This is a genomic window from Gordonia sp. CPCC 206044 (assembly GCF_048537895.1).
In the GTDB taxonomy this organism is placed as follows: Bacteria; Actinomycetota; Actinomycetes; order Mycobacteriales; family Mycobacteriaceae; genus Gordonia.
In genome coordinates this window covers 24,996-38,909 of record NZ_JBCLVL010000021.1, presented here as the reverse complement: position 1 = coordinate 38,909, position 13,914 = coordinate 24,996, and the positions used below count along the sequence as shown (strand labels likewise).

The following is a 13,914-nucleotide window of genomic DNA, read 5'->3' as shown; positions in this document are numbered from 1 at the left end:
GCGAGGGTGTCGAGGTCAGCGGATCGGCGAACAGGTACGCGTAGAGTTCATCCGAATGTTCGACCGGATCACCGGCCGGACTCGCGCCGTTTCCACTGCGCGATCCGACGATAGGCGTCGTCGAACCACGGTTCCTTGGCCTCGACGTAGCGTTCGAGATCCCCGTCGGCGCCGGCCAGCGCCGCCCGCTTGACGTCGGCGTACTCGGCTCGCGCCGCGGCGTCGTCGCGCAGCCAGTCCCGGAAGTCGATCGCAAACTCGCCGCCGGGAGATCCCGCTGCCCGCACGTGGACGTTGATCGGACGTCCGGGGTCGGCCGACGCGTGGAAGCGCTTTCCCCACCGCCCCTCGTCGACCGAGCCGGTGGCGGGGTCCGGCTTGGGACGGTCACCGTCGATCCCCGCGACCCGCGGGAATCCGCCGTCGGCCAGCGTGTCGGCCAACGCGTCCGCGACATCGAGGTCGGCGACGGTCACCTGTACGTCGATCGTCGGTTTGGCCGCCAGTCCCGGCACCGCCGTGGAACCGATGTGGTCGACGGCCGATGCCTTGTCGCCCACGACCGCCCACAATCGATTGACCGTGCGGGCACCCAACGCGGCCCACTCTGGGTCGGGATCGGCCAGCGTGAGTGGGCCGCGCACCACCGTCCGCGACCGCACGTTGCGCTCGAACGGAACCAGCCGTTCGTCCCACAGCGCCGCGGCCGCGGTGGCCAGATCCGCGGGCGTACCCGAGTTGTCGAGCCATACGTCGGCAACCGCACGGCGCTGTTCGTCGGTGGCCTGCGCCCGGATCCGTGCCCGCGCATCGTCCTCGGGCATACCGCGCAATGTGGTCAGCCGCTCCACACGCAGATCCTCGTCTGCGCCGACGATGACGACGATGTGGAAGAACGGCGCCATGTTGCCCTCGACCAGCAACGGGATATCTTGCACCACAATCGCATCCGACGGCGCCTCGGACAGCATCTGCTGGGTGCGCGCACCGACGAGCGGATGGGTGATGCCGTTGAGCTTCTGGCGTTGCTCCTCGTCGACGAACGCCTTGGCGGCCAGGGCCGGCCGGTCGAGGCTGCCGTCGGCGGCCAAGATGTCGTCGCCGAAAGCCTCGACGAGCTTCGTGAGCCCTTCACTGCCGGGCTCGACCACCTCGCGGGCGATCTTGTCGGCATCGATGTGGTAGCCACCACGAGCGATGAACGTCTCCGCCACGGTCGATTTGCCGGCGCCGATTCCACCGGACAGTCCCAGTCTGATCACATCGACCAGTCTCGCAAATCCCCCGACGGGTGTTGCCGCGACCTCACCGGATGGTCGCGACAACACTCGACACCTGCTCGTTCAGCCGGAGACGCCGGTCAGTTCGATCGTCTCGTGCGGGAGGTCCGCCTGCGCGGTCTTCTCCCCGGTGTCGAGGTCGATCGCGGTGACCGACTTCGCCGTCGGATCCGAGATGTAGGCGATCTCGTCACGCACGTACAGATTGGGCATCGCCGACTGCCACTCGTCGGGCTCGGTCCATGCACCGATCGCCGGGATCTTGCGGATCTGTTGTGCGGTGGCCGGATCGTAGACGTAGAGGGCACCGTCGGTACCGAGGATCACCGCGGAGCCGTTCGGGCCACGTTCGAGGGAGCGGAAGCTGTAGCTCGCCGGGAAAGGGACAACCCGTAGTTCACCCGTGCGGGTATCGGTGAACGTGAAGCGATTCGGCCGTTCGAGTTCCGCATCGGCGTCGGTCTTGTAGTCACCGAGCACGATCGGCGACGCCTCGCTGCCCGCCTGGTTGCCGATGCGACCGTATCCATCGGGGCTCTGTACCTTCTGGATCTGGTTGCCGCGCACGATCAGGATGCCGTCCTGGCATCCGAAGGTCAGCGCGCCGTCGGCGGCAGCGGCCTCGCCGTGCACTTCCGGGCACTGGTCGTTACGTGCGATCTCCTTGCGGGCCTTGTCGAGAATGACGATGCCCGAACGCTGCTCCTCGTTGCCCGACGTGACCACCAGAGTGCCGTCGCCACGCGAGACCGCCACCCCGTGATGCGGTTCGGGAACTGTGTAAGCCGTCGATTTCGCGTTGCCCTGCAACAACTCCGCGGGTTCGACGATGTCGACCTCACCGGTTCCGTCGCTGAACAGCGTGATCCGCGAATCGTGGGGCACCACATGCCCGGGTTCCTCGCCGCCGAAACGCATGTCGGTCATCTCGGGCCGTTGTGTGTAGTAATGGCCGTGGTCCCCGTGCTGACGCGTCCAGGTCCCCATGTCGAGTACACCGAAACCGCCGGTCTGCGAAACGAAGACGTTGCGTCCATTGTCGGCGTCGTTGAGCCGGATGAACCCTTCGGTCGGGATGTCTGCGACCTGGGAGAGATCGTCCGCGTCGAGGACGAGGATGCCACCGTCGTAGCTCAGCGCCAATCGCGGTGTCGCGCTCTGTTGTTCGACAGGTGAGGCCGACGAGCTGCTGCCGGCGGCCGACTCCGCGGCGCCCGGATCGGTGTCGGTACCGCACGCAACGAGCGCGCAGGACGAAGCGATCAGCAGGGCCAGGGTTCGTGTCAGGTTTGTCCGTTGTGATTGCACGAGGGACAGTCAACACGGTAATGAAAATCATTGCCAAATACTTATCGGTCCCACCCCACACAGCACAGCGCCCCGGCTCGGATTCCGAGCCGGGGCGCTGTGAGTGGTACTGCAGGTGTCAGGCGTTACCCGACAGCTTCTCGCGCAGTGCGGCGAGCTGCTCGTCGCTGGCGAGCGAGCCGCCACCGGACGAGCTGGAGGTCGAGCGGTTCTCCGACGCCGACGAGTAGTCCGACGGGGCGTTCTCGGCCTCGGCGGCAGCAGCCGCGAACTTCTCGATCTGAGCGGTGTGCAGCTTGTGACGACGCTCGGCCTCGGCGTACCGGGCCTCCCATGCCTCACGCTGCTTCTCGAAGCCCTCGAGCCACTCGTTGGTCTCCGCGTCGAAGCCCTCGGGGAAGATGTAGTTCCCCTGCTCGTCGTAGCTGTCGGCCATGCCGTACTTCGAGGGGTCGAACTCCTCGGTGTAGTCCTCGTTGGCCTGCTTGAGGCTCAGCGAGATCCGGCGACGCTCCAGGTCGATGTCGATGACCTTGACCATCGCGTCGTCGCCGACGGACACGACCTGATCCGGCACCTCGACGTGGCGCTCGGCCAGCTCGGAGATGTGCACCAGACCCTCGATGCCCTCGTCGACACGGACGAACGCACCGAACGGCACCAGCTTGGTGACCTTGCCCGGCACGATCTGTCCGATCGCGTGGGTGCGAGCGAACTGACGCCACGGATCTTCCTGGGTTGCCTTGAGCGACAGCGACACGCGCTCGCGGTCCAGGTCGACGTCGAGGACCTCGACGGTGACCTCGTCGCCCACGGCGACGACCTCGGACGGGTGATCGATGTGCTTCCAGGACAGCTCGGAGACGTGCACCAGACCGTCGACGCCGCCGAGATCGACGAACGCACCGAAGTTGACGATCGAGGACACGACGCCCTTGCGGACCTGGCCCTTCTGCAGCTGATGCAGGAACTCGCTGCGGACCTCGGACTGGGTCTGCTCGAGCCAGGCGCGACGCGACAGGACCACGTTGTTGCGGTTCTTGTCGAGCTCGATGATCTTGGCCTCGATCTCCTTGCCGATGTACGGCTGCAGATCGCGGACGCGGCGCATCTCCACCAGCGACGCCGGGAGGAAGCCACGCAGACCGATGTCCAGGATCAGGCCGCCCTTGACGACCTCGATGACGGTGCCCTTGACGGCCTCGTCCTTCTCCTTGAGCTCCTCGATGGTGCCCCAGGCGCGCTCGTACTGAGCACGCTTCTTGGACAGGATCAGGCGACCTTCCTTGTCCTCCTTGGTGAGGACCAGGGCCTCGACCTCGTCACCGACGTTGACGACCTCGTTGGGGTCGACGTCGTGCTTGATCGAGAGTTCGCGGGAAGGGATGACGCCTTCGGTCTTGTAACCGATGTCGAGCAGAACCTCGTCCCGATCGACCTTGACGATGGTGCCCTCGACGATGTCGCCATCGTTGAAGTACTTGATCGTGGAGTCGATGGCGGCGAGAAAGTCCTCGGCCGAGCCAATGTCATTGATGGCTACTTGCGGCGAGGTGATCGTGGGGGACGACATATGTTGAGTTGCTCCGGACAGGTGTGTAGTAGGTACAGTTTTTCTTGCGTGGATCGCTGTGTGCCACTGGGCGGCTGGGCCGCCGGGAAGGGCATACACGAACCGCGCGTAATCGAGCACACGCGCGTGAGCAAGCGTACTCCAGCGGCATTGTGCTGGGCAAATGGCGCCCACCAGGAGGGCCCGATGGTGCATTCACTCGAACTACTCCTCGATGCAGACACCGACGCACTGATCCGACAGGAATGGGAGCGTCTGGCCGCGCTCGGACTGGCGAATCAGGGCCACATCCGTGCCGGCACCAACCGTCCGCATGTGACCCTGCTGGCCGCCGAGCAGATCACCACCTCGGCCGATGCCGCGCTCACACCCGTGAGTACAAGGCTCCCGATCCCCATGACGGTCGGTGCGCCGGTCCTGTTCGGCCCCGCCACACGCCTGACGCTCGCGCGACTCGTCGTCCCGTCGACCGAACTGCTGTCGGTTCATGCGCAGGTGACGCGCCTGAGCGCGGATCACCTCGGGGACGGTCCGGCGATGCCGCACAGCGCGACGGGCCGATGGACACCGCACATCACGCTGGCCAGACGCCTGGACGCGTCGCAGATGTCACGCGTGCTCGAGGCGATCGATCCACGTTCGGAGATCACCGGCGCCTTCGTCGGTCTGCGGCACTGGGACGGCGACGCCAAGACCGAACACGTCCTCGCCGGCCGCGCCTGCTGACGACAAGACTCCCCTGACACGTCGTCGCCCGACGACACCTTCGGCACCCGAGAAGCTTTCTGGCCAATTTCTCGAAGTGACCTACATCTCATGTGACAACGGATGTAGTCTCTGTCACCAAACCTGGACGTTCGTCCAACCGATTGCTTGCCGGGGGGCTGCATGGGAATACCGTCGACATACGAGGTCCGCGGGTTGCGGTGGGCCTATCAGCTCACCACTCTGATCAACCGGGTCCTCGGCTACCTGGGTCATTTCATCTCGTTCGCGTGGTACGCGGCCCGCTACGCACCCACTGCGCTGATCCGATACCGCCGTCAGACCATCCAGACAGTGACGGATCTCGCCTGGGGACGCGGGGCGATCATCGTCGGCGGCGGCACCGCCCTGGTCATGGCGGTACTCGGGTTGGCGGCGGGCGCCACGGTCGCGGTCATCGCCCACGGCACACTCAACATCCTCGGCATGGGGTCGGTCGCCGGTGCGGCATCGTCGTTCGCCATCACCCGCGAGTTCGCTCCGTTGCTCGCGGCCGTCGCCTTTGCGGTGCAGGCAGGCTGCCGGATGACCGCCGAGATCGGGTCGATGCGCATCAGCGAGGAGATCGATGCGCTGGAAGTCGTTGGTGTGCACTCGATCTCATTTGTCGTGTCCACACGGGTGATCGCCGGGATGATCACCACGATCCCAACCTTCCTGGTCGCGATCGTCGCCAGCTATGCCAGCGCAGCGCTGATCGTCACCTTCCGCGGAGAATCCGGCGGAGCCTACGGTCACTACTTCGATCAGTTCGTCAACTTCACCGACCTGCTGTTCGCCACCGTCAAGATCATCGTCTTCGTCGTGGCGGTGACCGTCATCCACTGCTACAAGGGATTCTTCGCCTCGGGTGGTCCAGAAGGTGTGGGGGTGGCTTCGGGCCGCGCGATTCGGGCGAGCCTGGTCGCCATCATCCTCCTCGACGTCGTGCTCACGGTGCTGTTCTGGGGCGTCAACTCACCTCTCGAGTTCCGGGGCTGATCGCCGATGCCCGATTTCCGTGCGCCCGGTATGGCCGCCGACCCGAAGACCTTTCGGCTACGCGCACTCGGTTTCCTCGCCGCGACCGTCGTCGCATCGGTGATCACGGTGACGGTGATCCGACTGATCCCCGACGACTCGCTGGACATCACCATGCACACGAGCAGCGTGGCGGGAGGCATCGTGCCGGGCGCGACGGTGGTCGCCAACGGTGCCGACGTCGGCACCGTCTCTGACGTGTCCGCGGACGCGCCCAACACCTTCCGGGTGAAGATGGCGCTCGACCCGGACCTCGTCGGCGACGGTGGACTGCTCACCTCCACCATGGGCGTGAAGTACGCCCCGAAGAATCTGTTCGGGATCGGGGCCGTCGTGCTGTATCCCGACGATGGTCCCCCGATCCACGACGGCGACGACTTCACGCCCGCGCCGCCTGCCGACGCCACACTCACCACGCTGCTGCGCAATCTGAGCGACCTACAGAACAAGGCGTTCTCACCGCATGTCAGTGACATCCTGGCCTCGGCGAATCAGGCGACGTTGGGACTTCTGCCCATCGTCGGGGTGGCGGGTCGCCTCGCCGAGGCGATCGCCGACACCCAGCGGGTCAGTCCGCGACAGACCCTGCCGCAATACGCCCAACTCGTGAGCCAATTGCAGCAGGCGGGTGAGGACCTACTCCCGCCGACCGAGGGAATCCTGGCCTGGCAGGCACCGCGGCGGCCCGATTTCCTGGAAGAGATGCACGCGGGATTCTCCTTTGCGGCAACGACACTCATGGACGACGCGGAAGCGCTGCTCGGGCCGGAAGAGCTCGGTGCGGCCGAGCCCCTGGTGGCCCCGATGGTGTCCATCCTGAACCGGGTGAACGACACCTTTCCCGGCGCCCGCCGCAACGGCATCGAGATCGCCGAGCTGATCGACCGGATCGACAGGGCGATGCCGACCGGACCCCGAGGACCGATGTTGAACGTCGACCTCGTCCTCGACTCGATACCGGGTGTCACCGCTGCCCTGGGAGGACATGCCCGATGACGCGTTTCTCCCGGGCCATCGTGTATCTCCTGGTGTTCGCGGTATTCGCCGTCGCAGGCGGCGTGTTCATCGCCAATGCCATCACCCGCCCGCTCAGTGGCGCCGACGGCGAGTACACCGCCGAGTTCAGCAACGTCTCCGGTCTGAGGGTCGGCAACGATGTCCGCACCGCCGGAGTCCGGATCGGCAAGGTGACCGCCGTCGACCTGCATCACGACAGCACCGACGACGCCTCGACGGCACGGGTGCGGTTCACCCTCACCGACGGCAACCACATCTACACCGACAGCCATCTCGCCATCCGATACCTCAACCTGACCGGCATCCGGTACCTGGACCTACAGCAGAAGTCGCGGTCGGGACCCACGTCGTCGCCGAACGAACTGATCGGCATCGAGTCGACGTCGCCATCCTTCGACATCACCGAGGTGTTCAACGGTCTCGCACCGGTTTTCGCGGTCATGAACCCGTCCGACATCAACCATTTCTCGGAAAGCATGCTGGCGCTGGTCCAGGGCGACGGTTCCGGGTTCAGCGAAGTACTCGACTCGCTGAGCACGGTGCTGAAATTCACCGACGACCGTGCCGCCCTGATCGACACGCTGGTGAACAACCTCAGCACACTCTCCGCCACACTCGACGGACGGTCCCGCTACCTCAATCCGATCATCGATCTGCTGTCGCGATTCGGGACCGAATTGGCCGCACACAAGGCGGACTTCGCGGATCTCGCGAACGTCAGCGGCGAGGCCGTCGTCGCACTCGACGACCTGCTCGACGCCGTCGGTCTGCGTCGCGACCAGACTCCGGATCTCGATGCCGTCGTGCACCAGATACTGCCGATGGCACAGGCGGCGGTCGGTCTCCTGTCGTTGACACCGGGCATCCTCAACGCACTGAACTCGGTGCTACCGCAGGCCGATTCGACGCCCACCCTCACGTGTTCCAAGGGGCGCGCCCAACTCCCCGCCAACATCGCGCTGTTCGTCAAGGGATCGCAGGTGACACTGTGCAAGCGTTGAGTCGGACGGAACGCCGACCGTTCACCACGGCATGGATGTCCAAGCCCGTTGCCGTCGTCGCACGGGTCATCGATCCACCGGCGATGACGGCACGGCAACGTTCCCGTCGCGACCTGCGATGGGGACTCACGGCCGCGGTGTTCCTCGTCGTACTGGCGTTGATCGCCGTCGGGATCTACGTCCTGACACCCGGACAGGTTCGCGTGCACACCCAATTCGCCGAGGCAGGCCAGATCCGCGTCGGCGACAACGTGCGCCTCGCCGGCGTGCCCGTCGGAACGGTGAAGAAGATCGAACTCGCCGACGATCACGTGAACGTCGATCTGTCGGTCGACGACGGGGTGTTCGTCGGCGACGAATCCCGCGCCGACGTCAAGATGCTGACCATCGTCGGCGGCAACTACATCGACATCACCTCGGTGGGACGTGCCCCACTGGGCAAGAAGGTCATCCCGGTGTCCAAGACTTCGATCCCCTACAGCCTGATGAACACCTTCCAGACCGTGTCCCCCAAGATCGACAAGCTGGACGGCAAGCCACTGCGCGAGACGCTCGTCCAACTCGACCAGGGACTCGACGAGAACCCCGGCTCCCTACGCGCCAACCTCACCACGCTGTCCTCGATGCTGACGAACCTCGACCGCAGGCAGGACGATTTCGGCCGCATGCTCGAACTGGCCGCCGACTACTCGGAACGGCTGAACGCGAGCGGCGACGTCATCACGGGCCTGCTGCGCGGACTGAGCAGTTTCGTCTCGGAGTACCAGTCCTTCGGCGAACGGCTCAACGTCGTTCTGTTCCGGCTGTCCTCGGTGGTCCGGCGCCTGCACGGCGCGGTGATGGTCTACCAGGGCGACCTCGAGCCTCTGGTCGACAAGATCGACGCCATCGGAAGGGAATTCGGCCCAGCCCTGCGTCGGTACACGCCGATGATCACCCAGGGACGCGACCTGATCAAACGACTCGAAGGGATGGTCGGCCCTGACGGATCCATCGCCGTCGACAAAGACCTCATGCTGTCGTCGGACATCTGCGTCCCACTACCGGGAATGGCCTGCTGATGCTCATCCGGATTCTCTCGTCCAAGTGGCTGATGACCGGCTCCCTCGTGGTGGTCGTCGTCGCCCTGGTCGCCGTCTTGCTCGGAGTCCGGCAGGCGCAACCCGGCGCGAAAGAGTATTGCGCCGCAATGCCGGACGCGGTGGGTGTCTTCGACGGCAACGCGGTGACCCGCCGAGGGGTCACCGTGGGCAAGGTCACCAAGATCGAATCCCGACGAGGCCACGCAGTCGTGACCTTCACCGTCGACGGCGACGAACGCCTGCCCGCAGACGTCAAGGCGGCCACCGTCGCCCCGTCGATCATCGCCGTCCGTCAGCTCGCCCTGATCGGCGACTACCACGGCGGTGCGCAACTGCCACCCGGACAGTGCATCGACCTCGGTTCGACCGCCACGCCGGTGTCGATCTCCCGATCCCTGCAGAGCGTGTCGGATCTCGCCGAGGAGATGACACTCGGCGGCGGACCCCAGCAGGCACAACGGGTGCTGGGCAGCATGTCGTCTCTCGACCGCGAACTCGCCGGCACCGGACCACTGCTGAACGCCATGATCAAGCAACTCGCGAAAGCGCCGCACACACCCATGGTCGGCGGACTCGTCGACACCGCACGGGTCATCGACAACGTCAGCTCGCTGACCACCGGACTCGCCGGGAACTGGAAACTGTTGCAGGACTTCATCACCACCGCCGCCCCACTGGCCGGGACAATGGCGGTGGGCACGGTGGACCAGCTGGCGAGCCTCATCAAGAGTCTGCCCGATGTGCTCAACGTGACCGCCCGGCTGATGTCGCGGTACAGCCACTTCCTGTGGCCCGCGGTCGATGCCGTGGTCCCGGTCGCCCGACTGGTCGGGGCCGGGATGCGCAACTGGGGCGATCTCCTCGGCATCGTGCCGGTGTTCATCCGGGCCTTCGACATGTCCTGGGACCAGAAGTCGTTGGGTCTACGTATCCGGTACACGCCACCGTCGAGCACACGGATACCGGCCAAGAATCCGGGATTGACGTGCGCCAACATCAACCGGATCGTGCCCGGACAATGTCACGTGGTGGGCCCGGACGCAATCGAGGTCGACGGTTTACGCGCGTTGCTGCTGATGACGGGAGCGGCTCGATGATCCGCAGGCCCACGCCGTCTCGCCACATCGTCATCGCCCGTGTCGCAGTCGTGTGCACCGTGCTCACGCTGCTGGTCGCCGGCTGCACCGAATCGTTCTCCCCCGAGCGCCTGCCGACGCCGCAGACCCAGACCGGTGGCCGACTCATCAACGTCGAATTGAGCACCGTCGCAAACCTTCCGGACGACGCCCGGGTGGTGGTCGACGGCGTCGACGCCGGGTCGGTGCACGGCATCCGTACCGGTTCCCACGGTGCGTTGATCTCCCTCGCCCTACGCGCGGCCACCCGGGTGGACAGCAAGGCGACGGTCGAACTCAAGCAGGACACCCTGCTGGGAGACACCTACGTCGCCATCGCCAACCCCCAAATCACCGATACCACCGACGCCCGAACACCGTTACCCGTGGGCGGGACTCTCGGGGCGGCCCAGGTCAAGGACCCCGTCCAGGTGGAGAACCTGCTGACGAGTCTGGCCAACTTCCTCGGCAGTGGCAGCCTCCCCCAACTCGGGAGTTCCTTTGCCGCCGTGAACAACCAATTCCCCGAAGATCCCGCCGAGGTCCGCAGGATCGAGGGCACACTCGTGGACACCCTGCGCACCTGGGCCGGCGACACCGCCGACCTCAACAAGATGCTCGTCGGCATCAACGCACTGGTCAACCGACTGGCCGGGATGCGCGACTCGCTGGCCTACCTGCTCAGCCCCGGCGGCGTCCGGCACGTCAAGGTCATCACCGAGGCACTGTGGATCGCCGAGGTGTTGACGCGTCTGGACTCCAGTCTCAAACCGCTGTTGGCCGATGTGCCACTGCTGCAAGCGCTCACCCGGACCGTCAGCGACGTGGTGAAGCCATACCTCGTCCCCGGCTGGCCCGACTACGACGGTCAGGACTCCAACGCCACACGTCTCGTCGAGCTGCTGACCGACAAGGTCATCCCGTTCTTCAAAGGGACACCGGCACTGAACATCCGCAGATTGGCGATCGCCAACGACGTCTCCGACAAACAACTCGCCGACCGCATGGTTCGCGTGTACCGAACGCTGGGGCTGGTCCGATGACGTCAAGTACTGCACGGGAATTCGTCGTCAACGTCGTCATCTTCGTCGTCGTGGTCGCGGCGACGAGCGCCTACCTCGCCACGTCGGTGTATCACTGGCGTCCGTGGGAGGAGTCGAAGACGGCGACGCTCCACGTCACCGGCACCGACCTCGTGCTGTCGGGGACGGGTGTCGACCTCAACGGAGTCTCGATCGGCAAGGTATCCCACGTCCGGATCACCCACGACGGCGCCGACCTGACCGTCGAATACCCGGGGAGTGCGACGATCCCGTCGAACGCGGGCGTCGAGATCGGCATGCAATCGGCCCTCGGCGAACCATATGTCAACTTCGTCCCGGGCGACGCCGATGCCCCGGCACTCCCCGACGGCGCGGTTCTCGACACCGATCGCGTCGCCGAACCAGAATCGATTCCGGGGATCTTCGACCGCATCTCCAACCTCTCCGCGGTGACCGCCGCCGATCCCGTGGCCGGGGTGTTGCACACCGTGTGGCAGTCCCTCGACGGCAACAACACCTCGCTCGCGCAGATCAGCGACGGCAGTCGACTGGTCGCCGGACTCCTGCTGTCCCGAGAGGCGCAGCTGCGCACCATGTTCACCAACACGCAGGTCTACACCGGCGATCTCGACTGGCTGGTGAAGTCCTTGCCGCAGTTCGGCAATGGTCTCGGCAAGGTGTTCTCCCATTTCCTCGGTGCGATGACGGGCACCGAGGACCTCGTCTACGGGGCGAACATGCGTCAGACCCTCGTCGACATCGTCCACCCGTTCCTCGCCCGGCTCAACCCGTATCTGCGTGAGATCGTGCCCACCAGCGTCGAAGCCCTCGGTCCGCTGATGCCCATCGCGAGCGCGGTGAACTCCACCCTGCCCGTCATCGACGTCAGCGATCTGCTCTCGCGCGCTCTGGAACTCTTCGGATCCGGTGACTCCGCGAGATTCGTGATCCGACCCAGACAACCGCAACCCCGCTGACCCGTCCCACCGACGACACAGAACGGAGCAATCGATGACGACCACCGATTCCGGCAATGACACACACACCGAACCGAACAAGGAAAATGACACGGACACAATGACACTCGACACCGACAAGCGCGACACCTCCGCCGAGGGCGTTACCACGGCCAAGGGTGAGTCGGCGCCCAAGACAGAGGAGTCGTCGCCGTCGGGCCGGCGCCAACTCACGATCTCGGTGCGGTCGCTACTGATCAGCCTGGGAGCCGTCATCGTGATCGCCGCCCTCGTCGCACTGATCTTCGAGGTCGTCAACACGCGTCATGACCTGAGCGATCTGCGGTCACAGACATCCGACCGGGCCACCGCGGAGCGACTGGCGGGTGACTACGCGGTACGTGCCGCCACACTCGACTACAAGGATCTGACGCCGTGGATCGCCGCCATGAAGAAGGGTGTCAGCCCCGATCTGCAGAAGCAGTACGACGTGGTCGGATCGACGATGGAACAGGTGCTGACACCGTTGCGGATGCAGACGTCGGCCGATCTGGTCGTGGCGAAAACCGTGAAGGCGTCCGGGGACAACTACCGGGTGGAAGCCGTGGTCAACGTCAACACCAAGACCGTGCAGACCCCCAACGGCGGGTCCACCACCGCCGTCTACGGCATCACACTCGACAAGGACAAGGACTGGCTGATCACCTCCGTGGGCGACCCGACATCGGCGATCGGACAGAATCTGGGCACGCAAGCAGGTGGCGATGCGGGCGCGCCCGCGGCCGATCAGCCGCCCAACCCGGCACCGGGTGCACCGGGTGCACCGACCGACGGCACACCGGGGAACTGACGTGTCGGCCGACATGACCGCACCCGGCGCGCCACCGGTCGGGCCGACCGCCGCGGAGGCGCTGTCGGAGAACCTGCAGGACAACGTCTTCGATCCGGTTCGGACACTGGGCCGTACCTTCCATCTGGCCACCTCGACAGTGCTGCAGATGGCGGTCGACGCGGTCCGGTTCCGACTGAAGCTGCGCGAGACGGTCGTGCAGGCGTGGTACCTGGTGAGCGTCACCGCACTGCCCGCGCTGCTGATGGCAGTCCCGTTCGGAGTCATCGTCACCATCCAGATCGGCAACATCATCAACCAACTCGGTGCGCAATCACTACTCGGCGCGGGCAGTGGGTTCGCCGTCATCCAGCAGGCCGCACCGCTGGCCGCCGGATTGCTGCTCGGCGGGGCCGGGGCGTCGGCGATTGCCGCGGATCTGGGCGCCCGGACCGTGCGTGAGGAGATCGACGCGATGCGCACGATGGGCATCGACCCGGTGCAGCGGCTCGTGGTGCCCCGGGTGATCGCGGCCGTTGTCGTCGCGCCGTTGCTCGCCCTGTTCATCGTGTTGGTCGGAGTGCTCGCCGCCTTCTACCTCGCGGTCACGCTCCAAGGCGTCGGTCCCGGCAGCTACTGGCAGTCCTTCGGAGCGTTCTCGTCGGTTCGTGACATCTTTCTGGCGCTGGTCAAGGCGAGCGTCTTCGGTTTCATCATCGCCGTCGTCGGCTGCCAGCGCGGGCTGGAGGCCAAGGGCGGGCCGCGCGGCGTCGCCGACGGGGTGAACGCGACCGTCGTGATCTCCACCGTCGCGATCATCGGCGTGAACTTCGTGCTGACCCTGATCTATTCGATCTTCTTCCCGATACAGCTGGGTTGAGTTCGGTCCGGATCGGACAAGCCCTGTGCCGGCGGGATCTATCAT

At 65.5% G+C, this 13,914-nt stretch carries 13 protein-coding genes; 10 read left to right on the top strand and 3 right to left on the bottom strand.

The window, feature by feature from the left end; all coding sequences use genetic code 11:
* Positions 1 to 68 precede the first annotated feature (68 nt).
* The 3 genes from coaE to rpsA all read right to left on the bottom strand — a co-directional run bounded on the left by coaE (position 69) and on the right by rpsA (position 4,161).
* The gene (gene coaE / locus AAFP35_RS24195; RefSeq protein ID WP_419224225.1) at positions 69 to 1,262 is read right to left on the bottom strand and encodes a dephospho-CoA kinase; all 1,194 of its coding nucleotides are present in this window, start codon (positions 1,260 to 1,262) and stop codon (positions 69 to 71) included.
* A gap of 81 nt (positions 1,263 to 1,343) precedes the next feature.
* Positions 1,344 to 2,588 (bottom strand): zinc metallochaperone AztD, encoded by a 1,245-nt coding sequence (gene aztD, locus AAFP35_RS24190; protein ID WP_419224224.1) that lies wholly within the window; start codon positions 2,586 to 2,588, stop codon positions 1,344 to 1,346.
* A gap of 118 nt (positions 2,589 to 2,706) precedes the next feature.
* On the bottom strand, positions 2,707 to 4,161 hold the full coding sequence (gene rpsA, locus AAFP35_RS24185; protein WP_419224223.1) for a 30S ribosomal protein S1: 1,455 nt from the start codon (positions 4,159 to 4,161) through the stop codon (positions 2,707 to 2,709).
* Between the two features lie 186 nt (positions 4,162 to 4,347).
* Between rpsA and AAFP35_RS24180 the strand changes: the two genes are divergently transcribed.
* From AAFP35_RS24180 to AAFP35_RS24135, 10 genes are all read left to right on the top strand, one after another.
* Positions 4,348 to 4,887 carry a 2'-5' RNA ligase family protein gene (locus AAFP35_RS24180; protein WP_419224222.1) on the top strand — a complete coding sequence of 180 codons (540 nt, stop codon included), beginning with the start codon at positions 4,348 to 4,350 and terminating at the stop codon, positions 4,885 to 4,887.
* Between the two features lie 162 nt (positions 4,888 to 5,049).
* Complete coding sequence (locus AAFP35_RS24175) at positions 5,050 to 5,907, top strand: ABC transporter permease (RefSeq protein WP_419224221.1); 858 nt, start codon at positions 5,050 to 5,052, stop codon at positions 5,905 to 5,907.
* A gap of 6 nt (positions 5,908 to 5,913) precedes the next feature.
* A complete protein-coding gene (locus AAFP35_RS24170; protein ID WP_419224220.1) occupies positions 5,914 to 6,942 on the top strand; it encodes an MlaD family protein in 1,029 nt (342 codons plus the stop codon).
* Positions 6,939 to 7,964 (top strand): MlaD family protein, encoded by a 1,026-nt coding sequence (locus tag AAFP35_RS24165; protein WP_419224219.1) that lies wholly within the window; start codon positions 6,939 to 6,941, stop codon positions 7,962 to 7,964. Before AAFP35_RS24170 ends, AAFP35_RS24165 begins: the two co-directional genes overlap by 4 nt.
* Positions 7,952 to 9,025, top strand: coding sequence for an MCE family protein (locus AAFP35_RS24160; RefSeq protein ID WP_419224218.1), 1,074 nt, complete (start codon positions 7,952 to 7,954; stop codon positions 9,023 to 9,025). Before AAFP35_RS24165 ends, AAFP35_RS24160 begins: the two co-directional genes overlap by 13 nt.
* 32 nt (positions 9,026 to 9,057) lie before the next feature.
* Positions 9,058 to 10,143, top strand: a complete 1,086-nt coding sequence (locus tag AAFP35_RS24155) for an MlaD family protein (protein ID WP_419224217.1) — start codon at positions 9,058 to 9,060, stop codon at positions 10,141 to 10,143.
* The gene (locus AAFP35_RS24150; protein ID WP_419224216.1) at positions 10,140 to 11,204 is read left to right on the top strand and encodes an MlaD family protein; all 1,065 of its coding nucleotides are present in this window, start codon (positions 10,140 to 10,142) and stop codon (positions 11,202 to 11,204) included. Before AAFP35_RS24155 ends, AAFP35_RS24150 begins: the two co-directional genes overlap by 4 nt.
* The gene (locus AAFP35_RS24145; RefSeq protein WP_419224215.1) at positions 11,201 to 12,181 is read left to right on the top strand and encodes an MlaD family protein; all 981 of its coding nucleotides are present in this window, start codon (positions 11,201 to 11,203) and stop codon (positions 12,179 to 12,181) included. Before AAFP35_RS24150 ends, AAFP35_RS24145 begins: the two co-directional genes overlap by 4 nt.
* 100 nt (positions 12,182 to 12,281) lie before the next feature.
* Positions 12,282 to 13,010, top strand: coding sequence for a hypothetical protein (locus tag AAFP35_RS24140; RefSeq protein WP_419224214.1), 729 nt, complete (start codon positions 12,282 to 12,284; stop codon positions 13,008 to 13,010).
* A 13-nt stretch (positions 13,011 to 13,023) separates the two neighbouring features.
* Positions 13,024 to 13,869, top strand: a complete 846-nt coding sequence (locus AAFP35_RS24135) for an MlaE family ABC transporter permease (protein ID WP_419224213.1) — start codon at positions 13,024 to 13,026, stop codon at positions 13,867 to 13,869.
* The last annotated feature ends 45 nt before the right edge of the window (positions 13,870 to 13,914 follow it).

What these genes read in the sequence shown, in the direction of transcription:
- AAFP35_RS24135 (WP_419224213.1), top strand. Translation starts at nt 13,024, where the DNA reads ATGACCGCACCCGGCGCGCCACCGGTCGGGCCGACCGCCGCGGAGGCG.
- AAFP35_RS24180 (WP_419224222.1), top strand. Translation starts at nt 4,348, where the DNA reads ATGGTGCATTCACTCGAACTACTCCTCGATGCAGACACCGACGCACTG.
- rpsA (WP_419224223.1), bottom strand. Translation starts at nt 4,161, where the DNA reads ATGTCGTCCCCCACGATCACCTCGCCGCAAGTAGCCATCAATGACATT.
- AAFP35_RS24155 (WP_419224217.1), top strand. Translation starts at nt 9,058, where the DNA reads ATGACCGGCTCCCTCGTGGTGGTCGTCGTCGCCCTGGTCGCCGTCTTG.
- AAFP35_RS24170 (WP_419224220.1), top strand. Translation starts at nt 5,914, where the DNA reads ATGCCCGATTTCCGTGCGCCCGGTATGGCCGCCGACCCGAAGACCTTT.
- AAFP35_RS24145 (WP_419224215.1), top strand. Translation starts at nt 11,201, where the DNA reads ATGACGTCAAGTACTGCACGGGAATTCGTCGTCAACGTCGTCATCTTC.
- AAFP35_RS24175 (WP_419224221.1), top strand. Translation starts at nt 5,050, where the DNA reads ATGGGAATACCGTCGACATACGAGGTCCGCGGGTTGCGGTGGGCCTAT.
- AAFP35_RS24150 (WP_419224216.1), top strand. Translation starts at nt 10,140, where the DNA reads ATGATCCGCAGGCCCACGCCGTCTCGCCACATCGTCATCGCCCGTGTC.
- AAFP35_RS24165 (WP_419224219.1), top strand. Translation starts at nt 6,939, where the DNA reads ATGACGCGTTTCTCCCGGGCCATCGTGTATCTCCTGGTGTTCGCGGTA.
- AAFP35_RS24140 (WP_419224214.1), top strand. Translation starts at nt 12,282, where the DNA reads ATGACACTCGACACCGACAAGCGCGACACCTCCGCCGAGGGCGTTACC.